The sequence below is a fragment of the Arthrobacter sp. D3-16 genome, from assembly GCF_054408515.1.
This window is the reverse complement of record NZ_CP096437.1, coordinates 3123535-3150133: the sequence shown is the minus strand read 5'-3', so window position 1 is coordinate 3150133 and position 26599 is coordinate 3123535. Positions and strand designations below refer to the sequence as shown.

At 65.1% G+C, this 26599-nt stretch carries 29 protein-coding genes and 1 pseudogene; 13 read left to right on the top strand and 17 right to left on the bottom strand.

Translation table 11 applies throughout. The features are described 5' to 3' along the window. Window positions 1-43 precede the first annotated feature (43 nt). Complete coding sequence (locus M1D32_RS14740) at window positions 44-1360, bottom strand: amidohydrolase family protein (RefSeq protein ID WP_458779384.1); 1317 nt, start codon at window positions 1358-1360, stop codon at window positions 44-46. 201 nt (window positions 1361-1561) lie between these two features. Between M1D32_RS14740 and M1D32_RS14735 the strand changes: the two are divergent. After that, window positions 1562-1639 (top strand): annotated as a pseudogene (locus M1D32_RS14735) (HNH endonuclease); the annotation flags it as partial. 79 nt (window positions 1640-1718) lie between these two features. Here the strand turns inward: M1D32_RS14735 and M1D32_RS14730 are convergent. Beyond that, window positions 1719-2114 (bottom strand): DUF1801 domain-containing protein, encoded by a 396-nt coding sequence (locus M1D32_RS14730; RefSeq protein WP_458779383.1) that lies wholly within the window; start codon window positions 2112-2114, stop codon window positions 1719-1721. Window positions 2115-2278: 164 nt separating this feature from the next. Between M1D32_RS14730 and M1D32_RS14725 the strand changes: the two genes are divergently transcribed. From M1D32_RS14725 to M1D32_RS14705, 5 genes are all read left to right on the top strand, one after another. Further along, a complete protein-coding gene (locus tag M1D32_RS14725) occupies window positions 2279-2623 on the top strand; it encodes an iron chaperone (protein ID WP_458779382.1) in 345 nt (114 codons plus the stop codon). A 153-nt stretch (window positions 2624-2776) separates the two neighbouring features. Continuing rightward, complete coding sequence (locus tag M1D32_RS14720) at window positions 2777-2983, top strand: hypothetical protein (protein WP_458779381.1); 207 nt, start codon at window positions 2777-2779, stop codon at window positions 2981-2983. Between the two features lie 59 nt (window positions 2984-3042). Beyond that, complete coding sequence (locus M1D32_RS14715) at window positions 3043-3414, top strand: VOC family protein (protein ID WP_458779380.1); 372 nt, start codon at window positions 3043-3045, stop codon at window positions 3412-3414. Window positions 3415-3583: 169 nt separating this feature from the next. Continuing rightward, on the top strand, window positions 3584-4087 hold the full coding sequence (locus M1D32_RS14710; RefSeq protein ID WP_458779379.1) for a mycothiol transferase: 504 nt from the start codon (window positions 3584-3586) through the stop codon (window positions 4085-4087). 231 nt (window positions 4088-4318) lie between these two features. Further along, window positions 4319-4699, top strand: a complete 381-nt coding sequence (locus tag M1D32_RS14705) for a VOC family protein (RefSeq protein ID WP_458779378.1) — start codon at window positions 4319-4321, stop codon at window positions 4697-4699. A 206-nt stretch (window positions 4700-4905) separates the two neighbouring features. Here M1D32_RS14705 and M1D32_RS14700 read toward each other — a convergent pair whose 3' ends face one another. Beyond that, complete coding sequence (locus M1D32_RS14700) at window positions 4906-5304, bottom strand: DUF1304 family protein (protein ID WP_458779377.1); 399 nt, start codon at window positions 5302-5304, stop codon at window positions 4906-4908. A gap of 509 nt (window positions 5305-5813) precedes the next feature. Between M1D32_RS14700 and M1D32_RS14695 the strand changes: the two genes are divergently transcribed. Continuing rightward, on the top strand, window positions 5814-6320 hold the full coding sequence (locus tag M1D32_RS14695) for an SRPBCC family protein (protein ID WP_458779376.1): 507 nt from the start codon (window positions 5814-5816) through the stop codon (window positions 6318-6320). 49 nt (window positions 6321-6369) lie between these two features. Here the strand turns inward: M1D32_RS14695 and M1D32_RS14690 are convergent, their stop codons facing one another. Together M1D32_RS14690 and M1D32_RS14685 are read right to left on the bottom strand one after the other, a co-directional pair. Continuing rightward, on the bottom strand, window positions 6370-7668 hold the full coding sequence (locus M1D32_RS14690) for a hemolysin family protein (protein ID WP_458779375.1): 1299 nt from the start codon (window positions 7666-7668) through the stop codon (window positions 6370-6372). 75 nt (window positions 7669-7743) lie between these two features. Further along, window positions 7744-8823, bottom strand: a complete 1080-nt coding sequence (locus M1D32_RS14685; protein ID WP_458779374.1) for a glycerophosphodiester phosphodiesterase family protein — start codon at window positions 8821-8823, stop codon at window positions 7744-7746. A gap of 183 nt (window positions 8824-9006) precedes the next feature. Here M1D32_RS14685 and M1D32_RS14680 point away from each other — a divergent pair, with 183 nt between their 5' ends. After that, window positions 9007-10257 (top strand): serine hydrolase domain-containing protein, encoded by a 1251-nt coding sequence (locus M1D32_RS14680; protein WP_458779373.1) that lies wholly within the window; start codon window positions 9007-9009, stop codon window positions 10255-10257. Between the two features lie 33 nt (window positions 10258-10290). Here the strand turns inward: M1D32_RS14680 and M1D32_RS14675 are convergent, their stop codons facing one another. The 7 genes from M1D32_RS14675 to M1D32_RS14645 form a co-directional block, all read right to left on the bottom strand. After that, on the bottom strand, window positions 10291-11529 hold the full coding sequence (locus tag M1D32_RS14675) for an MFS transporter (RefSeq protein ID WP_458779372.1): 1239 nt from the start codon (window positions 11527-11529) through the stop codon (window positions 10291-10293). A gap of 323 nt (window positions 11530-11852) precedes the next feature. Continuing rightward, a complete protein-coding gene (locus tag M1D32_RS14670; protein ID WP_458779371.1) occupies window positions 11853-12653 on the bottom strand; it encodes a DUF2382 domain-containing protein in 801 nt (266 codons plus the stop codon). 81 nt (window positions 12654-12734) lie between these two features. Beyond that, on the bottom strand, window positions 12735-13196 hold the full coding sequence (locus M1D32_RS14665; RefSeq protein ID WP_458779370.1) for a DUF4383 domain-containing protein: 462 nt from the start codon (window positions 13194-13196) through the stop codon (window positions 12735-12737). Then, window positions 13133-13738, bottom strand: coding sequence for a MarR family winged helix-turn-helix transcriptional regulator (locus tag M1D32_RS14660; RefSeq protein WP_458782201.1), 606 nt, complete (start codon window positions 13736-13738; stop codon window positions 13133-13135). The genes M1D32_RS14665 and M1D32_RS14660 overlap by 64 nt, the downstream gene beginning before the upstream one ends. Before the next feature lie 92 nt (window positions 13739-13830). Continuing rightward, window positions 13831-14547: a DUF3618 domain-containing protein gene (locus M1D32_RS14655; protein ID WP_458779369.1), complete on the bottom strand. Its 717-nt coding sequence runs from the start codon at window positions 14545-14547 to the stop codon at window positions 13831-13833. Then, the gene (locus M1D32_RS14650; protein WP_458782200.1) at window positions 14544-14933 is read right to left on the bottom strand and encodes a phage holin family protein; all 390 of its coding nucleotides are present in this window, start codon (window positions 14931-14933) and stop codon (window positions 14544-14546) included. The genes M1D32_RS14655 and M1D32_RS14650 overlap by 4 nt, the downstream gene beginning before the upstream one ends. A gap of 38 nt (window positions 14934-14971) precedes the next feature. Further along, complete coding sequence (locus tag M1D32_RS14645) at window positions 14972-15787, bottom strand: hypothetical protein (protein ID WP_458779368.1); 816 nt, start codon at window positions 15785-15787, stop codon at window positions 14972-14974. 253 nt (window positions 15788-16040) lie between these two features. On the opposite strand from M1D32_RS14645, the gene M1D32_RS14640 reads away from it, so the two are divergent. After that, window positions 16041-16517 (top strand): hypothetical protein, encoded by a 477-nt coding sequence (locus tag M1D32_RS14640; protein ID WP_458779367.1) that lies wholly within the window; start codon window positions 16041-16043, stop codon window positions 16515-16517. 35 nt (window positions 16518-16552) lie between these two features. Here the strand turns inward: M1D32_RS14640 and M1D32_RS14635 are convergent, their stop codons facing one another. Beyond that, complete coding sequence (locus tag M1D32_RS14635; protein WP_458779366.1) at window positions 16553-18145, bottom strand: serine hydrolase domain-containing protein; 1593 nt, start codon at window positions 18143-18145, stop codon at window positions 16553-16555. Between the two features lie 322 nt (window positions 18146-18467). Between M1D32_RS14635 and M1D32_RS14630 the strand changes: the two genes are divergently transcribed. After that, the gene (locus tag M1D32_RS14630) at window positions 18468-18716 is read left to right on the top strand and encodes a hypothetical protein (protein ID WP_458779365.1); all 249 of its coding nucleotides are present in this window, start codon (window positions 18468-18470) and stop codon (window positions 18714-18716) included. A gap of 98 nt (window positions 18717-18814) precedes the next feature. Here M1D32_RS14630 and M1D32_RS14625 read toward each other — a convergent pair whose 3' ends face one another. Further along, a complete protein-coding gene (locus tag M1D32_RS14625; RefSeq protein WP_458779364.1) occupies window positions 18815-19819 on the bottom strand; it encodes a bile acid:sodium symporter family protein in 1005 nt (334 codons plus the stop codon). Between the two features lie 204 nt (window positions 19820-20023). Between M1D32_RS14625 and M1D32_RS14620 the strand changes: the two genes are divergently transcribed. Continuing rightward, complete coding sequence (locus M1D32_RS14620; RefSeq protein WP_458779363.1) at window positions 20024-20290, top strand: hypothetical protein; 267 nt, start codon at window positions 20024-20026, stop codon at window positions 20288-20290. 9 nt (window positions 20291-20299) lie between these two features. On the opposite strand, the gene M1D32_RS14615 is transcribed toward M1D32_RS14620, so the two are convergent. Then, window positions 20300-21196 (bottom strand): 2-dehydropantoate 2-reductase, encoded by an 897-nt coding sequence (locus M1D32_RS14615; RefSeq protein ID WP_458779362.1) that lies wholly within the window; start codon window positions 21194-21196, stop codon window positions 20300-20302. A gap of 163 nt (window positions 21197-21359) precedes the next feature. Between M1D32_RS14615 and M1D32_RS14610 the strand changes: the two genes are divergently transcribed. Next, a complete protein-coding gene (locus tag M1D32_RS14610) occupies window positions 21360-22202 on the top strand; it encodes a hypothetical protein (RefSeq protein ID WP_458779361.1) in 843 nt (280 codons plus the stop codon). Here the strand turns inward: M1D32_RS14610 and M1D32_RS14605 are convergent. Beyond that, window positions 22186-22881, bottom strand: coding sequence for a DUF2306 domain-containing protein (locus M1D32_RS14605; RefSeq protein WP_458779360.1), 696 nt, complete (start codon window positions 22879-22881; stop codon window positions 22186-22188). The genes M1D32_RS14610 and M1D32_RS14605 overlap by 17 nt on opposite strands. Before the next feature lie 269 nt (window positions 22882-23150). On the opposite strand from M1D32_RS14605, the gene M1D32_RS14600 reads away from it, so the two are divergent. Continuing rightward, on the top strand, window positions 23151-23777 hold the full coding sequence (locus M1D32_RS14600) for an MBL fold metallo-hydrolase (protein ID WP_458779359.1): 627 nt from the start codon (window positions 23151-23153) through the stop codon (window positions 23775-23777). A gap of 33 nt (window positions 23778-23810) precedes the next feature. On the opposite strand, the gene M1D32_RS14595 is transcribed toward M1D32_RS14600, so the two are convergent. After that, window positions 23811-26501 carry a PEP/pyruvate-binding domain-containing protein gene (locus M1D32_RS14595; protein ID WP_458779358.1) on the bottom strand — a complete coding sequence of 897 codons (2691 nt, stop codon included), beginning with the start codon at window positions 26499-26501 and terminating at the stop codon, window positions 23811-23813. Between the last annotated feature and the right edge of the window lie 98 nt (window positions 26502-26599).

Sequence of the window (26599 nt, the reverse complement as noted above, 5' to 3'; positions counted from 1 at the left end):
GCGGCCGGTTCCGTCACCAACAGGTCGCCATCCTTCGACAGGACTACAGATCGTTCCGCACCACCGCCCCCTGCGCCACCACGACGCGGACCTTTTCCAAGGCAGACGCGTCAGCCAGCGGATCGGCATCCACCACTACGGCGTCGGCGAGGCCACCGCGGACCAACCGCCCGGCGTCGTTCCGTCCAATCAGGCGCGCTGCGTGGATGGTGGCCGACTGCAGGGCCTCCAGCAGGGACAGTCCGGCCTCCGCGAGGAGCCGTGCTTCGGTGCCGATAGGGGTGACGTCGGTGCCGAAGGAATCAGTGCCGGCCACGATGGTCACTCCGGCCTCCTTCGCTGCACGGACCGCGGCCTGCAGGACAGGCGTGTACTCCCGGCCGCGGGCCGCGAGGACCGGGTTGGGGGACGTTGCCAGGCTGGTCACGGCGTCCATAGTGGGCGTGAAGTAGGTACCGCGGCGGGCCATCTCGGCGATGGTGGCTTCGGAAACGAAGACGCCGTGTTCGATGCTGCGCACCCCGGCCCGGACGGCGCCGTCGATGCCCTCTGCGCTGTACGCGTGGCAGAGGACCCCGGCCCCGTTCGCAGCCCTCACCACCGCGGACAGCTGCTCCTGGTTGTAGACCAGTTCGCGCGGATCCTGCTCCGGCAGCCCGGCGCGCGGGTTGGCGCGCGTCTTGATGACCTCAGCGCCGCGCTTGAGGTTGACGCGGGTGAGGTAGGCCAGGTCCGAGGTTTCGGTGACACCGCCGGGCAGGGTGGCGAGCGGTGCCAGGTCCGGGTCGGCCAGGAGCGAGTCACCGAGATCCGGTGAGATGAACAGTCCCGCGGGGGTCATGCGCGGGGAAACGCCGGGCGCCCAGCCAGGGAGCGCGGCGAGCGCCACATCCTGGTAGAAGGTGCTCGAGCCGCTGCGGACGCTGGTGGCGCCGCCTTGCAGAAGTGCGCGGGCGTCGGCAAGTGCGTTTGCGTGGACGTGGACGTCCACCAGCCCCGGGAGTACCCACTTTCCCGAGGCGTTCAGGACCTGGGCGCGGCCGGCTACGGCGGCCACAGCCCTGCGTGTCTGGTCGCGGGTTCCGGCGGCGGTGACCTTGCCGCCGTCGAGCACCAGCACGCCATCTTCGATAGCGTCTCCGGTCGCGGGATCGACGATGGTGCCGCCTTCAATGATCAGCGGCGAAGCGACGAGGGGGCTGCCGTGGAAGTTCGGGCCGGACTGGTTGCCGGTTGCCTGTGCGGCGGGAGCGGTGCCGAGGTGGGCGGCGACGCTGGCGACTGAGATTCCGGCGAGGGCTGCAGCGCCGGCCAGGATTCCGCGGCGGGAAAGGTTGGCCGGGGGTGTCGGGGCAGACATGTGGTCATGAAGGCACATCATTGACTCCTTTGTCGGACTCGCCCGGACCGAACGCGGGCTCCGATGATGCTACTTGCCTACCAGCGGGTACTGAATGGTCCGTCTGGGATTCCAGCCAAAGGAAAATCCGGGACACAACCTGGCTGCCGGTGCCATCCTGCTGTTGCACCTATCCACGGAACGGTGCGGGCTATGGCTGCCCCACCCGGCTGGATCTCACCCTCCGGGAGGCACTACAAAAGCGAACACCCTGACTGGGAACCACCGCACTGGCCCGGGGAACTGAACACCCGGCAGATCCGGAACTGAAACGGGAGGTGACCCGAAACTGACAACAGGCGGGCATGTCGGCGGTCTGTTACTGTCCAGCCTTGATCTTCCGCCAGCCGCCCGCGCGGTTGTTGGCGATAATGGCGCGGAACATCTCGACGAGGGCGTCACCGTTAAGTGGTTCGCCTTCGTAGTATGAAATCATCCGGCCGGTCTTGTTGCCCTGGCCTCCAGTGATGATGTTGTTCGGGTCCGGAGTGATGCCGCCGTCGTACAGGAAAACGTTGACGTGGTCCTTCGCCGCGAGCAGCGCGCAGATGTTGCCCTGCAGGACGAAGTACGGCTGGATGGTTCGTTTGATGGTTTCCTCGACGGCGGGATCGGCGGCGTGGACCAGGTCCCGCACCTGCCGGCAGATGTCCTGCTGCCAGGGCGGGAGCGCGTCGATGTAGTGGTCAACCCGGGGATCCTTTTCGTAGCTCATCGGTGAACTCCTTTTCCAAGGCCTATGGTTCCCCGTTCCGGCCGGGAGGGGAAGGGGCCATCCCCGCAGGCGATGCGTGTGGGCAGTACCCCGCACCCAAACCGAGGCCGGGGGAGGAATCCGGGTCCCGACGTCGGACGCCCCTGCAGGACTAAGATGACCCCATGGGTGCCGTTGGCGATTCCCTTGCCGCAATGTCGGAGGCGGACCGAGCCTGCCTGCAGCGCGTCGTTGAAATAGCGCGGGACATGTCCCCGGATGCGGAAGAAGGAATGAGCTACGGGATGCCGGCTCTGAAACTGGACGGCAAGCCCCTCATCGGAGTGGTGGCGGCTGCCAGGCACCTGTCCATCTTTCCGTTCTCGCCCGCCGTGGTGGACGCCGTCGCACCCAAGCTTGAAGGCCATTCCCTGTCCAAGGGGACCGTCCGGTTCACGCCGGACCATCCCGTTCCCGATGATGTGGTGGAAGAGATGGTCCGGCTGCGACGGGCGGAAATCCGGAAGTAACCGCTGGAGCTGCGCCGGGCCCAGGGGCAGGGGAGTGAGCGGCTGGTCATTCGCTACGCCGGGCGCGGCATTTCCTGCCGCCGCGGGCATCCCTGAGGTTCCGAGGGAGGGTCTGGGCCTGTTGCCTTGCGATGCGGTGTGAGACCATCCGGTATGGCTGAAAACAACAAACCGGACGAGGCCGCTGTGCCTGTAACCGGGGTAAATGACCATGCGTGGGAGCGGGAGCACCGCCATCCCACCGCTGAGCAGGCCCGGTCCATCGGCTACCGCCGGAGGGATGCAGAGGCCAAGTTGGAGCAGCATCTGCGCGAGGCCCGCGACAAGTCAGACGAGGAAATCGGCGGCCAAGAGAAGTAGGCGGCGGTCTGCCGGCAGGGCCCTGCGATCACCGCAGAACCGTTGAAAGGGGTAGCCACGTGCTGACGAACAGCAGGGCATACAGCGGTCTCGCCGTCCGTGATCTTCAGGAGGCGCGGCGTTTCTACGCCGAAACACTCGGCTTAAAAATTACGGAGGAGTATGGCCTGATGTGGTTGAACCTCGCAGGGGGCCGGGACACCCTCGTTTACGAACAGGCCGGCGCCGTCCCCGCCAGCTTCACTATCCTCAACTTTGAAGTTGACGACATTGAGGAGGAGGTGGCCGGCCTGGCTGCTCGCGGCGTCCGCTTCGAGCGCTATGACGGCCTGTCCCAGGACGAAAAGGGCATCTTCCGTGATGAAGGGCCTTACATTGCCTGGTTCAAGGACCCCTCCGGGAATGTGCTGTCGGTTTTGCAGGAAAAGTAGTCAGTTCGGCGCTCAAGCGTTCCGGCTGAATTCGGACCATCAGTCGAAACTCTAAACACTGGAACGCGCGCCAAATAAAACGCCGGAATAGAATAGGCGCCACAGGGCCGCAGGGGTTGCACGGAAACCCGGGAGCAGGCCCGAACCGGCGAAGGGGCACCAATACCAAATGAAATCCAACGAACTGCTCCTGGACTCCTTTGGCAGGATCAGGGAAACAGTGGAAGCCACGCTGAAAGGGCTCGACGACGGGTCCCTGGTCCGGCGGCCGGGCGGCACTGGGAACTCGATCGCATGGCTGATCTGGCACCTGGCCCGCGTGGAAGATGTGCAGGTGGCCGACGCGGGCGGACTGGAACAAGTGTGGACGGCGCAGGACTTCGTAGGCCGCTTCGGCCTTCCTCTGGCAAGGAACGATACCGGCTACGGCCACTCGAGCGGCCAGGTGGATGCCGTGCAGGCAGCGCCGGAACTGCTGTTGGATTACTACGACGCTGTCCACCGGCAGACGGTGGAGTTTGTGCAGTCACTCAACGATGGGGACTTGGACCGCGTAGTGGACACCCGCTGGGACCCACCGGTGACCCTGGGCGTTCGGCTGGTGAGCACCATCGCGGACTGCCTGCAGCACGTAGGGCAGGCCGCGTACGCCAAGGGCTTGAAGCAGGCATAGCGGAAAACGAATTGCCTATTTCCGTTCAGGGAATTCGCTTCCATAATGGCCACGTAGGCGTCGGGGGACTCCTGCGGTGATTATTGCTGGGGGGCGCAGCAGGGGTCCCAAATGGCCGGCCCGGTGATGGCGGAACGGACGGCCACGCGCTCCCGGAATAGGGATTTGCCCGGGAACGTCAGAGGGGGAGAGCATCCCCGCCAACGCGAATAATGCACAAAGGAATTCATCATGCTCAAGGACTCGGCAATCATGGCTGTCCTGCCTGCGAAGGACATTAATCGGGCCAAAGATTTTTATCGGGACAAGCTGGGGCTGGAACCCTCAGGCTCCATGGAGGAGGACAGCCTGATGTACCGCTGCGGCAGCGGGACGGGTTTCCTTATCTACCAAACAGACAATGCCGGTACAGCCAAGAACACCCAAATGGGATGGGAAACGGACAACTTCGACGCCGAGATGGAGGAGTTGCGGCGCCGAGGTGTCGTATTTGAGGATTACGACCAGCCCGGCCTGAAGACGGAAAACGGCGTTGCCTCTTCGGATTGGGGGAAGTCTGCCTGGTTCCTTGACAGCGAGGGGAACATTCTCAATATCACGCAGCGCGCGTAGCCGCCCCACCTGGATGGATGGTGACTCCGATGGCGTGGCCTGCGGGCGCTAATCGACTGCGGTAACCAAGGCCGTGGATACCTCCGTTTGGGAGGTATCCACGGCTTCCTAAACTAGACGGGTGTCGCCGCCTTTCAGTGTGACGTCATTTCAGGTATCAGTCCGAGCTGTGCCCCCAGGCAACTTTCAACGAGCCGGGACTAGCCCTAGAACGGCAACGCCATCAGCGCAATGAGGGCCGGAACGGTGGCGCCCAGGGTCCCCGGGATGCTGTCGCCCTTCTTCGGGTAGTGGCCCTGCATGTCCGCCAGGAACATGGCCGGACCGGTCAGCACCATGTTCGTGCAGCAGTAGATCACCAGGGTGTAGCCCACCACCAGGTAGCCCAGGTTCACTGCGACCACCCCGGCGAGGACTCCCAGGCCGATCACCAGGTTTCGGAACCCGGTGGGAATGGACCACATCATCACGGCCGGAACGTTCTGCGGTGGCGTGCTCAGGAACTTCTGCGCCCCCGGCCGGTGCATCAGGAAACTCTCCAGAGGGAACACCACGATGTAGATCACGGCGGCGAGTACCGCGAAAATCTGGGATACGGCGTTCATGAAGGAAGAGTACGACGGCGGTGTGCCCCGGCCCCATCCCCCGCGAGGGGGTTCCGGGGTGCTTGAAGAACCCCCACTTTGGGGGATTGCGGTACCGCCCCCCGGGCGGATACTGGAGCTATGTGGGAGGAGCGCGCCGAGCGTGCCCGGCGGGAAATTGCCGCCTTTGCCGCCAGCGGAATGAGTCTGGCTGACCTTTATCCGTCGGCGCTCGCCGTGGTGCAGCAGGAGGTGCCGTTCGAGCAGGGCTGCTGGGCCGGCGTCGACCCCGACTCCCTGGTGATGACGTCCGTTACCAATTACCGGCCGTGGCCGGTGGGGAAGGACGGGTATGAGGAGTACGGCCTCCGCTTCGCCGAATCCGAATATACGGGCCAGGAACCGAACACGTTCGCTGAGCTTTTGCGGTGGCCACGACCATCTGAAGTCGCTCTTCGAGAAGGTGGGCGTGGGCAGCCGCGGGGAGCTCGTGGCCAAGCTGGTGGCGTGAGAGCGGAAGGAGCCATGCAATGGTCAGCTACTGGTTCATTACCCACTGGAAGTTTGACCTGCCGATAGAAAAAGTATGGGCTGCCGTCGGCGACTTTTCGACTTATCCGAAGTGGTTCTCCTACGTCAGGCAGGTCACGCGGATCCGGCAGGGCAACGATGCTGGTGGTGCCGGATCCGTGCTGGAGATCAGGGTGAAGACCAAGTTGCCGTTCACGCTGGCATTCGTCGTGGAGACGGTCCGCCGGGAGCCGCCTCGTTTAATTGAAGTGAGGTCGCGGGGTGATCTCGCTGGCATGGGCCGCTGGGAACTGTCCGAAGAACAGGGCGTCACAACAGCTGTCTACCGCTGGAACGTGCAAACGACGAAACGCTGGATGAACCTGAGCGCCCCACTGCTTCGGCCGGCTTTCGCGTGGAACCACAAAAAGATGATGGACGACGCCGGGCGGCAGTTGGCCCGTTACCTGGCCGCGCGGGTGCTTGTGAACGAGTCGCATGAGGAGAAGCCGGCGAACGTCGCTTGAGTGGGGCGACCGCCACCTTCGTGCAGTTCCCGCAACGGGAACGGAACAACTAGCTCTTTGCGGGTCCGTCCATAGGGGTCACCCGGATCCGTGCGATCCGCAGCCGGTCCATCGCCGTCACCGTCAGGACGTGACCTTCCGCCTCCACGCTGTCGCCCGTCCGCGGCAGCCTCCCCAGCCGGTCGATGACGAACCCGGCCACCGTCTCGTAGTGGCCCTCCGGCAGTTCGATTCCGGACACGGAAGCGAACTCCTGAAGGATCAGTCCGCCAACGACGTCAACTGAACCGTTCGCCCTGGTGACACGGTCCTCGGGGTCGGCGCCGGCGTCGTACTCGTCGTAGATTTCACCCACCAGCTCCTCCACCAGGTCCTCCAGGGTGACGATGCCGTCCGTCCCGCCGTACTCGTCCACCACCAGCGCGATGTGCTGGCCCAGCCTGCGCATCCGCTGCAGCGACGGCACCACTTTGTTGGTTCCCGGTAGCGGAAGGATTTCCCGCACGATGTCCCGCACCTGCCCGTCGTCGTGCTTTCCGTCCCGGGGCACAAGGTCACGGACGTGGATAAAGCCCAGGACGTCGTCCGGCGCCTTGTCCATCACCGGATAGCGCGAATACGGGCCATCCCTGACCATGCTGAACGCCTCGGCGATGCTGAGGTTGCCGTTGATGAAGGTCACTTCCGTGCGGGGGCGCATCACCTCCTGCAGCGAGCGGTTCCCGGCCCCGAAAACGTCCGAGAGGATGGTGCGGCTGTGCTCCTCCAACATGTCGCTCTCGGCCACCATGTCCCACAGTTCCTCGGAGCTGACGCTTTCCTGCTTGGCGTTCGGATCACCGCCGAACAGCTTTACGACGGCGTCCGTGGACACGGACAGCAGCCAGACGGCGGGCCGCATGACTTCGGAGAGGACGCCCAGGGGAGGGGCCAGGACTTTGGTAAAGCCGACGGCGCTTTGCATGGCAAGCCTCTTGGGCACGAGTTCGCCAAGCACCAGGGATAGATACGCCACCAGCAGCGTCATGCCGATGAAGGCGACGGGTTCAGCCGCGGCGCCGAAGCCGATGCCTTCGAGGAGGGGTTCCACGTCTGGCGCGATCGTGGAGGCGCCGTAGGCCGCCGAGAAGAAGCCGGACAACGTCACGCCGATCTGGACCGTGGAGAGGAAGCGGTTGGGGTTGCCTGCCAACGCCGCGATCCGGGCGCCGCGCTTCCCTGATTTCTCCATCCGCCGCACCTGGCTCTCGCGGAGGGACACCAGCGCCATTTCCGTGCCGGCAAACACCCCGCCCAGCAGCACAAAAAAGAGGACCAACAGGAAATTGAGCAGGGTGTCGCTGTCCATGAACTGACACTACCGAATGGGAAAGCCCGGCAGCAGCTTGGGGAAGCGGCCGCCGGGCCGGACACGCAGGGGGAGTCAGCCCTTGACTTCGTAAGCCTTCGGCAGCTTCAGGCCCCGCTCCTCCATGAGGGTGCGCAGGCGGGTGGGGTAGTCGGTGATGATGCCGTTCACGCCCAGGTCCATCAGGTGCTCCATATCGGCGGTGGTGTTCACGGTCCACGGGATAACGGGCAGGCCCAGTTCGTGGGCTTCGGCGATCATCTTGGGGGTGACGGAGCGGAACGTGGGGGAGACGACGTCGTACCCCTGGGCAGCTGCGGCCTTGGGCAGGGAACCGTCGTAGTCGTCGATGTCGATGCCGCCCAGGTTGCGGCTGGCGCCGGGCTGGCCCACGCCCATCCAGGCATCACCGCTGGAGAGCGCCACCAGCGGAAGCTCCGGTGCGATCTCCTTGGTGAGGTTCAGCGAGGACCAGTCGAAGGACTGCAGGGTGGTCCGGTCCGCCATGCCCGAGGCCTGGATCTCTGCCACCACGGCCCGGGTGAGGGACTCCATTCCGGCGCCGCCGATCTCGCTGCTCTCCACCTTGGTCTCCACGTTGAAGCGGACCTTCGCGGCCTTGGTGTCACGGACCAGCTGGTAGACTTCCTTGAGCTCGCCGATCCGGTTGCCCTCGATGACGTCCTGCTCCGGGTACCCGGGCAACTGCACGAAGCCGCAGTCGAGCGTCTTCACCTGGGCCAGCGACAGTTCGGCCACACGGTCGCCCACGTACGGGAACTCGGGGTCGCCTGCGGTGGCGGGTGCAGTGTCGGTGCACTTGGCGGCCTGGATGGTGTCATCGTGCCAGACGGTCACCTTGCCGTCCTCGGTCAGGTGCGTGTCCAGTTCCAGGGTGGTCACGCCCAGCGCCAGGGAGTTGGTGAACGCGGCCAGGGACTCCTCGGTCCACTCGCCGCGGCCGCCGCGGTGGCTTTGCAGGTCGAAGGAGCCGTTGCGCTCGTTCGTCTTGATCAGGCTTGTTGTCGCCGTTGGGACCGTCCCCGAAGCGTTCGACGACGGCGCGCCGGCTTCTTTCTCAGGGGCGGCGACGGCGGGGCTCGCCATGGCGGCGATCAGGGCGGCGGCTGCCGCAGCAGTCAGGACTGTGCGCATGGATAAATCCTCCTGGGATGACGGGGGACCGGCTGTTCGCCGGTGACCCGCCAACGCTAGGGAGGGCAGGTTGCGTGTTTGGTGCGGGGAGTTGGAGGGCGGGTTAACGGCCTTGATCCAGGCGTTAACTTTGAGGGCTGCAGGCAGCCTTGACACCCTTTCCGGCGCTGAGGAACATCGAACATGCCGGTGCACCTGGCGCACTCCCAGGGTCCAGCTGTGGTCCGGCGTCTTGAAGGGGTTGAGATGCGGCCAGGGCGTTTCCCGTTGTTCCGCACCGCGGCCGCAGCCCTCGTGTTGTTTGCGGTGGGCGGCTGCACCAGCGCGCCTGACCCGCCGGACCAGCAAACCCGGACGGGGACCTCGGCCGCCGCAGCCACTGCCTCTGCCACAGCAACGACGCCATCCTTTGCCGCCGTCCTCAAGAAGTACAGCGAGGACGTCCGCGCCGGGGGAGCCACCGCCGTCGTCATCCAAATAAAGTCCCGGCTTGGCGAGTGGTCCTCGGCGGAGGGAGTCCGGAACCTGGAAACCAATGAGCCCGTGCAGCTGACCGACCAGACACACGTTGGCGACATCACCATGACCATGGTGGCGGTGTCCGTCATGAAGCTGGTGGAGGAAGGCAAAATCCGACTCGACGACCCTGTCCAAAAGCACCTTCCGGATTTCGAGGGCATCATCAAACCACCCGGACCCATCGACATCCGCAGCCTGCTCAGTCACCGGTCCGGCATGCCGCACTACTGGGAAAACCTGCCCAACGTGGGCGATCCGGGGGACAGGAAGCGGACCCACAAGGAACGCCTGGCCGCGGCCGCGGCGAAGCCTTGGACGGGAGGATCAGGGAGCCTGTTCAGCTACTCAAACACCAACTACTTAGCCTTGGCACTGCTGGTGGAAAAGTTGCGCGGCCAGGACATCGGGACGGTCATCCGCGCGGACACCATAGAGCCGCTGGGGCTTAAGGACACCTCCATGACGGGTGACGGGCCCGCTCCGCAGAACCTGGTTCACGGGTACACGAAGACGGCAAGCGGTGAACTGGTGGACAACGCCCTCGCTCCGTTCCACAGCGGTTCCCCGGACACCGGAATGATCTCCACTGTCCCCGAGCTCAACACGTTTTTCGCCGCACTTCAGAAAGGGACCCTGCTGGCTCCCCGGAGCGTGGAAGAGATGCACCATCCCAAGTACGAGCAATTCGGGCTAGGTGTCCTCCGCCGCTATGACTCCTGCTCCAACAATGACTACTTCGGCCACATGGGTGTGGTCCGGGGATACGTTGCGCTGGCGCTGATCAGTGCTGACGGATCGCGGCAGATTGCCATGGCCGTGGCGCGGGCCCCGAAGCCTGATGTGATTGGCTTTGAGGATCCGGAATCGCTCGAGATGTCAGACGTGGCGGTGAACGCGCTCAGTCAGGCCTGCTGAGAGCAGCTGCCTGAAAAGGAACCGGATCGCGGATCAGTGTGTGCTCTCGCGCTCGGCGACGGGCCGGGGCCGCTTCCACGTGGATTCACGCGGGCCCGGAGGATAAGCCGCCTTCCGGCCGGCGTACGTGATGACCAGTGCCGCGATCACCGGGAGGGCTGCGGCGGCGGGGACCAGCAGAGGGCCGGCCACCACCAGGGCGGCCGAGCCGTAGAGGGCGCCGATGGTGATGCCCAGCTGGATCGTGAGGACCGTGAGCCCGTTCGCGGCGTCCTTGTTCTCCCGGCCGGCGCGGAGGATTGCCGACTGGTTGTAGATGCCGATGGCTCCCATTCCCGCGCCCCATACGGTCATCAGCGCCAGGGCGAAGGGCAGGCTGCCGCCCACGAAAGGCAACAGGAGCAGTGACACGGCGATTGCCGCCGTCGTCATCAGCAGCGAACGCCGCGGGTGCGAGTCCACGGTGAGTCCTGCGATCCAGATGCCCACCAGGCCCGAGACGCCCAAAACCGTGAGCGAGAGGCTGATGGCGTAGTCGGGCAGGCCGGCGTCGCGGATGTACGGGGCAATATAGGTGAAGAGTGCGAAGTGGGCCAGGATCAGCAGCGGCCAGGCGATGGCAACGGGCTTGACGCCGGGCTGGCCGATGGCAGCGCGCATGGAGGGACGTGTTTCGCCGGCGCCGCGCCGGACGGACGGCAGGAACAAAAAGCCCAGAACCGCCAGGAGCACGCCGAAGCCGGCAAGGGCGAGGAACGCCGCACGCCAGCCGAGGACCGTGCCCAGCGCGGTACCGATCGGGGCACCAATGGCCAGGCCCAGGCTGTTGCCGCTGAAGACGATGGCCAGGGCCTTGCCCACCTTGTCAGCCGGGACCACACGTGTGACATACGGGGCCATGGTGGTCCAGAGCAGTCCGTGCGCCAGGCCGCCCACGAGCCGCGCCACCATCGCGAACGTAAAATCGGGCGCGAGGCCCACCAGGGCGTTGCTGAGCGCGAAGGTAAGCACGAGTGCCACCAGCAACGGCCGCTTGGGCACGTTGGCCAGCAGCCGCGCGGCAGGCACCACGGTGACCACAATGACGGCGGCGTAGGCGGCGGCGAGGTAACCCGCTACCGGCTCGGAGACATTGAGTGCCGTGCTGATCTGCGGGAGCAGGCCGGACGGCAACAGTTCAGTAGTGATGGCCGTGAAGGCGATGGTGGCCAAAACCATCATGGCGGCCAGCGGGAAACGCTGGGGTGCCGGCGCGGAAATCGCGGAGGACATTAAGAGAAGTTCCATTCAAGGGGGAGGGGAGTGGAACCGGGCGCTGCTGGCCGAACAATTCCTCCAATTAGTTTACCTGATGAATTTACTCGCCGGTAGGAACCCCTTGGGATGGACAGCTTCTATCCGATACCTGCGCTCCCTCGAAGCCGGGACGACATGAGAACCACGTACACCTATGGCAGCCGTTAAGTGCACACGCCATGCCCAAGGGTCCATAGAGTCGGAGGAACAGCGGAAAAGCGGGTGGTCCGCCCTCCAGTGATGGAGGGCGGACCATCCGCAGTGTTCAGCCGGGCCGGAGGTCCCGTTTGGGGTAGGACTTAGCGGTTGGTGCGGCCGTCGTCGTCGAGTTCGATGTTTTCCTTGCGGACTTCCTCGGTGACGGTGTGTTCCTCGGTGACGGTTTCCTTGTCCAGGCGGACGCGCTCGACGGGGACGGTTTCCTTCTGAACGACGGGGCGTTCCTCGTGGAGGATCACTTCGTGTTCTTCCTCGCTGATGTCCGGACCACTGGTAGCTGCACCGATGTTGGCGTCGGTGATGGGTTCGCGTTCGATCCGGACTTCTTCACGCTGGACCGGGACGGTCTTGGTGACGTTCTCGGTGACGACGTACTTGCGCAGCCGTGCCCGGCCGGTAGCTTGCTTTTCGGTGCCGACATGGAGCTGCTCTTCCGAGCGGGTCATCGCGTCATCAGTGGTGGGACCTGAAGTGTCCCGGCCAACGGTGCCCCGGGCCGAAACGTCGTCGGTGGTGTCCCGATCAGTGGTGGTGGTCCGGTCCGTGCCGGTATATGCGGCGCCGCCCGAGCGTTCGTAGTAGGTGTAGAGCTGGTCTTCTTCTTCGGGTTCCAGGTGGCCGTCGGGGGCGACGCGGGGTGCGTCCTTGACCTTGTCCTTGGTGTAGGGGACGACGATGTCGTTGCCGTCCTGGGTGGCAGAGTCCAGCGGAACGAAGGACTCTGAGGTCCCGAAAAGACCGGTTTTGACCGTGACCCAGGTGGGTTCCGAGGTGTCGTCATCGGCGTAAATCTGTCCAATGGAGCCGATCTTGGTCCCGTCGGAGCTGACGACGTTGCCGCCACCGGTGGCAAGTGCAGAAAGGTTTTCAGTGTTGAGCATGATCTTTTCCTTTTTGTGCTGGGTTTCGTGCTGGGTGGGGATCAGCGCGGGGGAGTAAGTGGTGGGCTTCGCTCGGCTGGCTTAGCGCCGTGTTGAACCGGCGGTGCGCGTGGTGCTGCGGGAGAGCAGAATGGCCAGGGCGATCATGGCGATGCCCAGGATCAGGTGCAGCCAGTTGTCGGCGCTGTTGACGGGCACGAAGTTGGCGGCGGTGTCGTGGCCGATGATGGTTCCGTAGAGCCAGAGGATGAGGTAGATGACGCCGCCGTAGAGCAGGTAGTTCCGTGCCTGTGTGTTGGTGCGGGACATCAGGATGCCCGCAACGCCGAAGAGCAGGTGGACGATATTGTGCAGGATCGAGACCTGGAAGATGCCCAGCAGGAGCGCTTCGGAGCCGTGCCCGGCGAAGGACAGCGCTTCGTAATTGCTGGTAATGCCCGGGATGAACCCCAAAACTCCCACCAGCAGGAAGACGGCCCCTACTGCCTGGGCTGCCTTTTGTAGGTTTGTTTTGGCTCCGGTAGCCCGGTTTGTTGTAGCCATAGGGTTGCTCCTGTCTCTTTGAGGTGTGGTGTTCGCGGTTCCTGCCTGTGGCCGGAGCCGGTGGTGTGCTGCGGCTGCCGGTTCTTGGCCGGATGCCGTGTGATCGTGTTGAGCTCGGCCTTCCTGAGATCGCGGATGTGTTGTTCCAGCTGGCGGCGAAACAACACATCATCTTTTCCCTCAGCTCCCGTCCCGTCACTGATGAGGTCTTCAGCGGCGGACAGGACTTCATGTCCTTCCGGGGTGAGGCGGAGGTCCGCGCTTCTGCCGTCGCGGGCCGGTTCCTTTGTCAGGAAACCCAGGCTCTGAAGCCGCCGCAGTACTTTGCCCATGCTTTGCCGGCTGACACAAAGTGTTGCGGCGAGATCGGTGACTGTGGTGGGTTCGAGGGCTGCTGCTGTCTCCAGCGCATCCAGTGCGGATGTGGTAAGTCCGAGTTTGGCCAAGCGGCGGTTGAGGCGTAGTTCGTTAAGTCGGGTCGCGATGCTGAGGAGCCGGTGGGTAGTCCATTGTTCCGGGGCCGGGCCGTGACGTGACGTCATGTGCCGCGGTCCGCCCACGAGTGGTTGTTGGTCCTGGTCCGATGGCCGCCCCGCGGGGTCGCGGGGCGGCTTGGGGACCCTGTCCTGGCCGCTCACGTGTTTTGGACGTTGTCCTTGGCGTCTGCGGCGCGGTCTTTGACGTCGGTGACGGCGCCTTGGCCTTCGGCTTTGACGTTCTGGACGGCGTCGGTCGCGGTGGCTTTGACGCTGTCCATGGCTTCCTGCGCCGGTTCTTTCAGGTCCTGGACCATGTCCTTAGCGGCGTCGGTGACCTGCGTTGCGAGCGGTTCGGCGGCGGTTTTGAGCTGCTGGGCTGCTTCGCGTTCCTTGGTGCTGGCCGGGATCAGGGACGAGATGAGCATCCCGGCGCCGAAGGCGATCAGGCCCGCTGCCAGCGGATTGCCTTGGGCCTGGGCTTTCACCTGTGCCGGGGCGTGGGAGATTGCGGTGCCGGCATCAGAGAGTTTGGCCGAGACGGTGTCCTTGGCCCCGTGCAGGCTCTCCCCGGTGGAGTGCAGGGCGCCGCCGGTGCTGCTGGTGCCCGAGGAGACCTTGTCCTGGACAGTGGAAACCTTGTCCTGGACGGTGGAGACCTTGTCTCCGACTGTGGAGGTAGCCGAATCCGCGACTCCCATCACCTTCTCCTTCACACCTGTGACGGCGTCCTTGACGCTGCCCTTGACCTTGTCGGTCTGGTGCTGCACGACATTGGCCGGGGTGACCTTGTCAGCGAGGGCGTCCACGTTGGTGCCAAGCCGTGCGCGGGTTTCTTCAATTTCTGAACGGATTGCATCCGGGTTATCGCTCATCGGTTTACCTCACCTGGTTTTAGGGTTGGGGGGATTTCAGAAAGTGTCTCGCTGGTCTGCGGGATGCCCTTGATTTGCTTGAGTTCCTTGCGGCCGATCGAGGCCAGGACCGCGGCGATGATGCCCCAGATCACGGCGACGATCACGGCGGCCCAGCCCAGCGGCATCAGGGCGCCCAGGGCGAACATCAGCGCCAGGGAAAGGAACAACAACACGAAGTGCCCTGCCACACCGGCTCCGGCGAGCATGCCCGCGCCCTTGCCGGCCTTGGTGGCGGACTGCTTCGCTTCAGCCTTGGCCAGTTCGACTTCCTGGCGCATCAGGGTGGACAGGTCACGGGTCACATCACCGAGCAGATCACCCAACGAGGTGTTGTCCGCCTTCATATGCGCCTCGCTCGGAGGCGGCTCAGGAATAGAACTGCTCACAGCTGGCGTCCTTCCTTCGACTGGTAGGGGTCATCCTCGAACCGCAGGGGAGTGTCTTCAGTCGTGCCCGAGGGCAGGGCCGAAGTGGATACCGGAGCACCGCCGGCTACAACGGGCTCCTCGTAAAAATCGGTGGCGCTGCCGGAAGCAAATACAGCCTCAGTGCGGACCGGGGCTCCCACCGTCCGCTGGGTTTGCCCTGAAGCGAGGGTCTGCGGGGCAGTGGAACCCTGGGATGCCGGGGCTCCTGCCTGGAGACCGCGGCCGAGCCGGCCAACGAGGATGCCAGCCCCTGCTGCCAACAGCAAGAAGGTTCCCGGGCGGTTACGGGCAAACCTTTGGACCTCGCCAAGCAGATCGCCGGGCTCCTTGTTCTCGATCCAAGAAGCCACAGATTCGCTGCGCTGCGCCGCCTGCCGAATCAGGTCACTGGCCATGCCCTGCTGCTCGGGCGCCTCGGCCATGGTCTGCAGCTGGCTGGAAATGGTCCGGATGCCCTCGGCAGCCTTCTGCTGCTGGGTACCGGCCTGGCTGGACAGGCCTGACTTGGCCTGGGACAGCAGGTCCTTAGCGCTGGACTTCGCCTCGGACGCTACGTTGGCAACCTCTTCCTTCGCGGTCTGGGCGACCCCCTGCGCGGCGCCGGCGGCATGCCCGGCGACGTTCGATGCTTCTTCCTTTACGGCCTCCTTTTTGGAAGGGGGACCGTCCTTGGCTGCCGGCGTAACTGCCGGGGTTGTTTCCACCGTCATGATCTCGGTGTCCTGCGAGGAGGACCCCGAAATGTTGGTCCACTGATTTTCAGTCATCATTGCTCTCTTTCCGTCAGGTCAGGTGCTGTTGATGCGCATCACCACTGACGCAATAGTAAGCATGTTTACTAATAAATAGTAAGTACCCTTGCTAATTGATGTTTGGATGGCAATCGTCGGACTGTGAGTGACACTCCTGCGCGGCGCACTTGCCGGCGCGGATTGGGATGGAAGTTTGTCACGGCCGGGGAAGCCTGTATCTGTGGCGCCACCCGCCGTAGGCTATGGGCATCCATAACACCCAGGAGGCAGCATGCGCACGGCACATTCCACGACCGAAACTGAGCAGGTCCACCGTCTTTCTGAAAACCTCATGGCCCACCTGGCCAAGGGCAGGGAATGGGCCACCCCTGGGGTACAGATTGCACTGCAAAGAGCGGCGGCCGGTCTTGATACGGGCATCGAAACTGCATCCCCCCGCCTGCAGGCGTTGGTGCGGCAGCTCGCTGACGAGCTTGCGGGCGGAGTGGAGACATTGACTCCCCGGGTCCAGGAACGCCTGAAGCGGGTGGCACCGAAGGCTTATTCGGGCATCGTAGATGATCCTGTTGAGGCTGGGCCGCGCACGTCGAGGAAGGCATGGTGGGTCGCCGGTCTGCTGACAGTTGTTGGGTTGGGCGTCCTGCGCTCACTAAGGAAAGTCAGCGATGTGCCCATGTCCTCGCCCCGTACGCAGGACCAGGGCGCTGAGGAGTTCGATGCCCCGGACCTTGCTGCCGGTCGGATATAAAAGGCCCCGCGCAGCGGCCACCACGCACCAAGAGGTTACTGCCACGCCCGCTCCCGGGCGGCGGGTGTGGCTGCCCAAATCGTAGCGAGCAGCCAGACCGTCCGCGGGATGGACCAGATGACAGCGAGCCCGAGCACGGGAATCAGTGAGACGCCGACGTCGGGAAACTGGCGGATGATCACCAAGAGATCAGTATCGAACCTGGCGGGTGCGTAGCTGAGGCACAACCACAGGGCGAAGACGTCGAGCGCCAGCGTGCCACCGGCCCACACCAGGTTGGCCCCGCGCTTGCCGGCACCGAACCGGCCGTGGAGCAGGACCGAGAGCACCAGCCATAGACTGAGCAGTTCGGCCAGCAGCAGCGCCAGCGAGACCGCCCAGCTGTAGCGCTGCAGCCAGTCCTCATGCACAACGGCGGGCACCGGGGACTGTCCGTGGAGGATCCGCAGGATGTTGGTGTCGATGGCCTTGAGCCGGGAGGGGGCGGCGGTGTCGTTGCCGTTGATGACCAGGGCGACGCCGAGGCCGGACTCCGGAACCATGGCCAGGTAAGTGTGGCTGTTGCCCCATTCCCCCTGGTGCTCCAGGAGCTCCGGCAGGTCCCCAGCCGGAGCGGGGCCAGCGGGATCCAGGGACTCCACGAGCGGCCGGATGTACCAGCCCATCGCATAGCCCTTCGCCTCGTCCACCCGGGTCCGGGCCTCGAGCATTTCCGCAATGCTCCCGGGCTCCAGGATCCGGGCATCACCGTATGAGCCGCCGTTCAGCAGTGCAGTCAGTTCGCGGCCCAGGTCCTCGGCTGAGGAGTACATGGTGCTGGAGGGCATCCCGGCGATGGGTGACGGGACGTCGGTTTGGAGCCAGAAGGAGCTGAACCAGCGGGAATACCCCGCAGCCGCGCTGTCCTCCCTGGCCGCAGCCGCCGTCGGATGGCTGTGGACCATCTCCAATGGACCGAAAACGTGCTGCTTCAGATAGTCCCCGAAGGGCTGGTTGGCGACGGTCTGCACCAGGACGCCCAGGACGTTGTAGTTGGCACTGGCATAGTGAAAGCGCTGCCCCGGTTCTCCCGCAAGCGGGGAGCCCGCCAGTGCGCGCACCGCTTCTTCAAGGGCTTCCGGGTCTTGAGCCAGGGACGCTTCGAAGGCCGTGTCTTTGGCTGACATGCCACTTGTTTGATGGAGCAGGTGCCGGACGGTGATGGCCGACGAACGGGGGTCATCCAGGGTGAACCAGGGCAGGTAGGTCTGGACCGGCTCATCCAGCCGCAGGCGCCCGGCCTCCACCTGCTGCATCACGGCGATGGCCGTTAGCGACTTGCTGGTGGAGGCGAGCAGTACCGGAGTCTGGGCCGTCATCGGCCGCCCGGAGGGGTCCGCGCGGCCGAAAGCGGCGGCGTGAACCTGGGTTCCATCCCGTACGACGGCGACCGCGGCACCGGGGATCCCCAGGGTTTCGAGCTGTTCCCGCAGGAAGGAGTCCACAGCTGCGTAGGTTTGGGCAGGGTCCGCGGGGCCAGTGGGAGCATCTGTGGGCAGGGCTGCCATCGCGGCAGCGGAGCCGGTAAGGATCCCGGCCAGGAGCAAGGGCAACAGCAGGCAGTGCCGTAACCACGAGATAGTCCGCATGGCTGCACCTGCTTCGGCCGACCGTCCCTTCACGGTATTGCCCCGACCACCGGAAAACAAACACTTGCAGTTGTCATGGGAAAACCGAAACGAAGTTCCGTGAGATCACCCACCTTATTGTGAGTTGCTCACATTAGTTCCGTAGACTTGTTGGCAGGCCGCCGAAGCCCTTAAGTGCTGCCGCAGGGTTAACGTCCCAGCGTGCCGGCAGTCGGCCGCCGCGTCTGACTGCCCGTGCTTGCGCCCCCTTCTCAGATGACGTGCGGGCGGCACTGCAACAGCATCGGTGACGCCGCCAAGCCCCACAACCACAGGAGATCACATGACTCTGCAGTCCGAACTGGCCGTAACTCAGGAAACACAAACGACCGTCAGGAACAGCATCCCGCGTGGCGGCAGCTACGTCAGCCTCCCGGCCGACCGGGAAGTTCCGCTCCGCCGCGTCGAGGGAAACTACGTTTCGATTCCCGGCGTCCTTCCCGGCAATGCGAACAAAGCCCAGGGCACGTACGTGACGCTTCACTCGGCTCCTGCGGGAAAGACGGAAATCAGTTACACCCGCGTCGGCTAACTCACGCAAAAGACAACAAAGCGCCTGCTGCCCTTTCCGGAAGAAAGGGGCGGCAGGCGCTTTTTGGTGTGGGCAGCTAAGCCGGCCCCGGCTGGAACTTACTCCCTAACAGCCACCGGAGTCGATTCGCCGACGCGCACAGCAGGAGTACTGCGACGGCGCCAGTAGGCCGCCAGGACAGCGCCTGAAACGTTGTGCCAAACGGAGAAAATAGCGCCAGGCAGGGCGGCTTCGGGAGTCAGGTACTGTCGAGCCAGCCCTGCTGCAAGGCCTGAATTCTGCATGCCGACCTCGATCGCAGTAGTACGCCTGGAGGGGATCGGCAGCCGGAACAAGCGGGCCGCTGCGTAACCGAGGGCGTAGCCCAGGCCGTTGTGAAGGATGACAGCGGCGAGAACCAGCAGTCCGGCTGCGAAGATGGCCTTGGCGCTGCCGGAAACCACGGCGATCACTACAACAGTGATGGCGAGTACCGAAATCCAGGGAAGGGCGGGCAGGGCCTTGTCGACGAGGCGCGGCAGGAAGAGGCGGACCACCAATCCGAGCAGCACAGGGAACAGAACGATCTGGACGATGGACCAGGCCATGGAACCTGCGTCCACCGGCATGTACTGACCGGCGAGCCACAGTGCCAGCACCGGGGTCAGCAGCGGAGCGATCAGAGTGGAAACGGTGGTCATCGCCACAGACAAGGCCACGTCGCCCTTCGCCAGGTAAGAGACCACGTTGGAGGCAGTTCCACCGGGGCAGCAGCCCACCAGGATGACGCCCGCGGCCAGTGCCGGAGGCAGTCCCAGCGCTGCCGCGACCAGCCAGCCGAGGAACGGCATGATGGCGTACTGCGCCACGACGCCGATCACCACCGGGACAGGACGTTTGGCAATGATGGCGAAGTCAGGGGGCGTGAGTGTCAGCCCCATCCCGAACATGATGACGCCCAAAAGGGGGTTGATCCAGGGGCCCAGCCCGGTGAAGGCTGCCGGCGCGGCAAGCGCTACGGCTCCTCCGGCCAGGATCAGCACGGGAAAAAGGGTGACGGCGATGCGGGCGCTGCGTTCTTCGGCGTTTGATGCCGGCGTGGGCGTTTGGGATAAAGAAGACATACCTACCGGATTATCACAGCGAAGCTCAGCTGCAGGAATCAGCGTGGATTGATGACGGACGCGCGGCTGGGGCCGGGTCTGCCGAATCTGGTCAGGGCCGAACGGCTCCGGCATAAGGAGACGCGGATGCCGCTGTGGCTGGTACCCGCGGGGCACAATCTGCGCCAGACTGGAATTCGGCCCCCACAACGAAAGCAGAATCCCATGATTACTCTCCAGCAGGATGCAGAAGGCTTTATCCGGATGAACCGGCACTACCCCGCCAGCGTCCGCATCCGGATCACCTTCACCGACGGCAGCACCGGTGAGTTCACGGGCCTGACGCTCAACAACGCCTACGATGCGGCTCTCGCGGAATTCCGGGCGAAGAACGACCTCGACGCGCGGGGATACTCGAGGACCACAGCAGGCCGAACGAACTCCGGCAACAAAATTGACTTTGTTCCGGTGCATCCCGGAATGGGGGAGTAGACCGCCGCCTTAGAGCGGGAGGCCGGCCCTGATCTGGATGAGGGTGAGGTCCAACAACGGCGTCGGGACGTCAAAGTTCCGGGCCCGGCGGGCGAGGTCACCGAGGATGTGCTCGGCTTCCGAGGGAAGCCCGGCGCGGAGGTCCCGGTACAGGGAGGACGTGAAGGCCGATCCCGGCTCGGTGAGGATTCCGACTGCTTGTGCATGACCGGCGTCGGAAACGGGATGTCCTGCTGCGGCCGCCACCCCTTCTGTTTCAGCGATGGCCTCCAGGATCTTTGACCGGCCGCCGGCACTGATGATCCGGCCAACCGGCGCTTGGAACAGGCAATTGACGATTCCTGCGGCAGCGATGAATGCCCACTTCTCCCACAGCGCGCCCAATACGTCCTCGGCTACCGAGAAGTCGACGCCGGGCACGTCCAGGGCCCTGGAAATTTCCGCGGGGACAGTGTTGCCAGTAAGCCCGCCCACCGTAAGGGAGGTGATGGCCACCTGCTGGCGGACCACATCGCCGTCAAGGGTGGCCACGATCCGGGCCAGGCCGCCGAGCACCTGACCCGGGTACAGCTGCTCAAGGCGGTCCACATGGGCCATGCCGTTGAGAATGGGAATGATGGCGGTTCCAGGCCCGACGAAAGCGCCGAGCTCACCCAACACGCCATCGATCGCGGTGGCTTTGACCGTGACGAGGATCAGGTCGAACGTCCCGGACCCGTCCTGGGCGGTGATGGTTTTCACGGGATGAGTACGGTCAGCGGCGGGGGAGATGAAGCGTAGCCCGTCACGGCGAAGAGCCGCCTGCCTACGCGGCCGCACCAGATATGTGATATCCCGTCCCGCTTCCTGCAGAAGCGTGCCGAAGGCCCCGCCTGTGGCTCCGGCTCCGACGACGAGTATCCGCATGAGTGCGTTCCTTTCCGGGGTGTGTCCAAGGGGAGTGACCGGGCAGAGGAACCAGCGCATGGGGCTCTATGTCCGATGCTCCAAGGCTAGGGGGTGTCACCAGGACCTCGCACCCGGGGCACCTGAACGTCCAGGCCGGAAGAGGGGCCGTAGACTCGGAGCCATGTCAGCTCTTGGGGGGATGCCGGCGCGGCGCGGGGTAGTCCTGTCCGCTGCGGCCGCTTTGGTCATGTCAATTGCCGCGTGTGAGTACAGCGGCCCGGCCGAGCAACCGGCTCAACCATCCCCGCCGGCGGCATCACCGCAACCCCGGTCCTTCGAGGAAAACGTCGATGAAGTGGCGCGTTTGCTGGAGGCTTCTCCAGCCGACCCGGGCATGCCATCAGGGGCGGAGCCTGCCGGGAAGCTGGCCCTGGATCTGGCGCCTGGAGACTACATGGTCACAGGAGCCTGTGCCGGGGTGTACGGGGCCAAGCTCACCATTGTGAAGGCGGACGGCGTTCCGGAGGCGGCGGGCTTTGAGTGCACCTCCACGCTGGACCGCTTCGTCAGGCACGACGGCGGGCCCATCACCATCAGCGCCGTTCCGCCGACGGGCAAACCTTCCGCCACAGGCGTCAAAGTGCAGACCAACCCAGACCGCAGGGCTTCGGAGCTGGAAGACTTGTCGGAGTGGTCGGCACAGCAGCTGCAGCCGCGCCTGCCCGGTGAACTACGTGGCACCAGCAGCGCGGCAACAACCACCACGGCAAGCCTGACGGCCGAACCGGGCCAGTACGAGCTGCACTTCGTCTGCGCCGGACTGCCGGTGGCTGAGCTTTCCGTCTCCGCCTGGGGTGGTGCTCAAGTTCTCGCCCCCGTGCAGGTCCCATGCAGTGGGCAGGTGTTCAAGGCGCCTGTGCTGCTGCCCACCGAAGGGGTAGACCTCAGGATGGGCCCCGGTGGCCTGGACAGCCGCTTCGCCTACAGGTTCGTTCCAACCGGCACGTCTACGCAGGCTGGATAGCGGGGCGGCGTTTTTGTGCTGATCCATGTGCCCGCCGGTAGATAAAGTACTCGGCCACCGCCAGGCTCAGCACCCATGATGCCCCGATCAGCAGGGCCCGGGTCAGCTCGTCCACCGGTCCCACCAGGACAATCCAGGGGATGGTCACCACAACGATGGTTCCCTGCGCGATGCCGATGGCGTACGCCCGGGACATCCACTCGCTGTGCCGGACGTAGTTACGGCGGCGTACGGCGATGAATCCCAGGACGATGAACGCCACCATCGCGGACCCGAACACCAGCCGGAGGATGAGCAGCAGCGTCCCATCCAAAGGCGGGAGATCATAGAAAACGGCCATCCACAAACCCGACAGGGCAGCCAGCAAACCGGTGGGGGCGAGGATGCGTCCGGCAATTTTGTGCCAGCTTGCCCTGCCCGGCTTGCCGCGGCGGAGCGAGGGAACGAACTGGAACGCGCCCAGCACCAAGTACACGGTGACTGTGGGGATATGGATCAGCACGGGGACAGGCGCATCAAAGAACCGCGCGTTATCGGGGGTTACTTGGCCTCCCGTGAGGTCGGCCAGGCGGACAGCCCCGGCGATGATCGGCACGAGGCTGAGGAAAATCAGGGCGGCGGGCACGAGCCACCGGGCCCTGGAGTTCGGGCGGGAGCGGGGAATGGTTGCAGATGTCATGAGTTTGCTTTTCTGAAATGGCTGAGCTTTTGCCCGCGAGGACATCATTGTTCATGCCTGGCTGGCGGTGTGGGTCCAAACGGTGGTGGCCGGAATGACAGTGCCCAGCAGCACCTACTCGTACGACGTACGCTCAACGTACTCCACTTGGTTATGGCAAGCGATAGGCAAGAGGTCCGTTGGGTGGGGCAATCTCGGAAGGCCTTGAAGATGGAACGGCGGCGGCCCATCCTTGCAGGAAACGCTCAGCCCAAACAGCCGAGGTGCGTATGTTCGAGCTTGCCCCAGGGGTCCGTCAGCTGGCCGGGTTTCCCCGCAACCAGATCAACGTCTACCTCGTGGAAGACATCCGGGTGGACGCAGGAACTGTGGCGGCGAGGCGCCGCATCCTGCGTCAGATGCGCGGGGTCACTCTGAAAGCGAACCTGGTTACGCACGCCCACCCTGACCACTTCGGTTCGTCGCGCGCCATCTGCACCAGCCTCGACATTCCGCTCTGGGCCGGGGCATTGGACGCCCCGTCCGTCCGATCAGGCAAAGCAGTCACAGGGCCGGGCCGGCTGTCCCGGCTCATGGGAAAGTACAAAATGGCGCCGGGGCACCAGGTGGACCGGTTGCTGAAGGAGGGCGACGAGGTCGCCGGCTTCACTGTCCTGGATGTCCCGGGGCACACCCCTGGACACATCGCCCTGTGGCGTGAAGCGGACGGGGTGCTGATCTGCGGGGACGTCTTCTTCAATCTCCGCCGCCTTTCAACGCCGCCGGGCATCCTGACGTGGTCGCCGGAGCGCAACAGGGAATCCATGCGCCGCCTGGCAGACCTCCGGCCACGGCTTGTCCTCTTCGGTCACGGCAGGCCGGCTTGGTACGGCCCCACAGAACGCATGGACTTCTAAGAGCTGACCACAGCCGCCAGCCGCGCCGAACTGTTAGGCGCCGACGACGTCCCCTCCCGGCGTGGCATCCGCACCGGCCTGCCGCTCGATGGTGACCGTGCCGGCGTCGCCATCCACGAGGACCTGCTGGCCGGTGGCAAGGCGCTGCGTGGCCACCCCGGTGCCGAGGACGGCGGGAATGCCGTACTCGCGGGCCACGATGGAGCTGTGGCTGAGCGGGCCGCCCACATCAGTCACCACGGCGGAGGCCATCGCGAAAAGCGATGTCCAGGCGGGAGTGGTGACCCGGGCCACCAGCACGTCTCCGGGCTTCATCTGGCCGAAGTCCTGCGGCCCGGCCAGGACGCGGGCGGGAGCGCTGACCCGGCCGGAACTGGCCCCCACGCCCTTGATAACGTCGCCGCGCTGGTGCTGCGAGCCGGCCGGCATCATCGACCCGAAGGCCCGTTCCATCCACCGGCGCTCGGGAAGCATTTGCGGGGCAGCAGCCTTCACCTGCCCCCGCCACAGCATCCTGCGCTCCTCGACGGCGGCGGCGCGCACAGGCCGGTCAGCACCGGAAATAACGACGGCGGCCCGCGCCCCAGGCGCGGCGAGGCCAAACTCGACGGCGCTGCGCAGCTCCTGGTAGCGCAGCCAGAACACGTCATCCGGTGAAGCGACGACGCCGGAATCCACCAGCCGCCGGCCGAGTTCGAGCAGCATCTGCCGCAGCAGTGGCCAGGCCAGTCCGACATCGGCCAGCGCGTCCTCGCGGATCGGTGCCGTGTCCTGGGCCCACCGGAGCAGCCGGAGGAAGGCTGCCCGGCGGCGCGGCCCGAGCCGGCCGGCCATCTGGTCTGTGAGCGACTCCCGGCGCTCGGTCAGCTCCCGCTGCCGCTCATGCGGGTCGGTGCCTTGCCCGCGCAGGTAGAACTTCACCGTTTCCAAGAGGGCGGATGGGTCGTCCGCCGCCACCGGGCTGGCGAAATCAAGGTTGTAGACCGCGTGGCCGAAGAGGTCCAGATGCTCCTGGAAGGCGAATCGCCATTCCTGCCACAGCGCATTGTCCACACCGGCGGGCGGGGAGCCGGTGCGCTGGGACTCGGCGAGCACCGCCGTCGGCCTCTCCAGCAGGCCCGATGTCAGCCCGGGGTCGCTGCGGGCCCATACGGCCAGGTCGTACAGTGACTTCTCCGCCCGGATCGGTTCGTTGTCGTAGCCAAGGAGGAACGTCTGGGCCGGGGGATCGCCGTCGCGCCGCACCAGCTTCTCGTAGAACGCGCGGAAGGAGAGCTCGCTGGTGGCGGCGAGCGGAATGATGGACTGCACGGCGGTGTAGTACACGGTGCCGGCGTCCAGCAGCACCTGCACTCCCTCCAGCAGTTCCTCACCGGTGAGCTCGGCCGGGGGCTTCGCCTGCCAGTCCTTGATCACGCGTTCGTAGCGGGGGTGCGAAAACCCGCGCCAGCCGGCCACTCCCATGTGCGCCTTGCCGCGGGCCAGCGCGCCTACGGCGGCCAGCGCCTTGCCTGTCATCCGCCACATGCCGGAGGTGCGGTAATAGTAGTAGGCGTAGCCGTTGATGGTGGGCATTCTGACGTCGCCGTCGCGGATGACGTTCCTGCCCAGGGCCTCGGTCAGCAAGGCCGTCAGCGACCTCGCTACGGAGCCATCAACCATGTCGGCGAACAGCGGCGAGAGCGGGTCGGGCAGCTGTTCCACGATGCTCGCCCGGAAGTAGAGCCCCTTCGGGTAGGGGAGTGGCCACGTCTCCGGGACGTCGGCGGCGGGTTCGGGCAGCGCCGTGATGGGGCGGGACTGCAGGATGAAGAACCTGCCTCCGGCGCGCGCCCACTCGATGTCCTGCGGTGCCCCGAAATGATCCGCGATCCGCTTCCCGTAACCGGCCAGCTCCGCCGCAGCCCGGTCATCCAGCACCGGCTCACGACGGCGGGCTGCCGCCACCGGCTGTTCCCGGGTTCCGTTCTCCGCGTAGACCGTCATCACTTCCTTGTCGGCTGTCTGCCGCGACACTACGGTGCCCGACCCCGCGTGGACCACCACGTCATCGGTGGTGACCGTCCCGCTGACCACGGATTCGCCCAGGCCCCAGGCGGCGCTGATTGCTGTCTCGTTGCGCCGGCCATTGGAGGGGTTCGCGGTAAACATCACCCCGGCCGCGCCGGCCTCCACCATCACTTGGACGACGACGGCGAGGCGTACCTCCTCCGGCCCCACGCCTTCCCGGGCGCGGTAGGCCATGGCTCGCGCCGTCCACAGGGAAGCCCAGCAGTCGATTACAGCGGCGGCAAGTGCCTCCGTGCCGCGGATGTTCAGGTAGCTGTCCTGCTGGCCGGCAAAGCTGGCTGAGGCGAGGTCTTCGGCCGTGGCGGAGGAACGCACCGCCACCGGTGCGTCACCGCCGCCGAGACGCCCGTAGGCGGTGGTGAGCTCCGCTGCGATCCCGGCGGGCATGGTGCCGGTCTTGAACAGCGCGCGGATCCGCTCCGAGGCAGCGTCATAGTCCTGCGGGGCTGCCTGCGGTGTCAGCGTGGCCAGTTCCTGGATGGCTGCCGCGAGGTGGTTTTCCCTGACGAAATCCGAATAGGCGGCGGTAGTGAGGACGAACCCCGGCGGGACCGGCAGCCCGGCGTGGATCACGCCACCGAGTCCAGCGGCCTTGCCGCCCGCCACGGCGACGTCACCAGGACCCACGTCGCCTAAGTCGCTGATATAGGTCATGACCGCACGCCCTTGCTGCCCGGGACCGGGCGCCTGGAGGGAACTGGTGCTCAACATACTGGCACTGCCGTGGACAGGAGGCCACAGCCTCGAAGCCC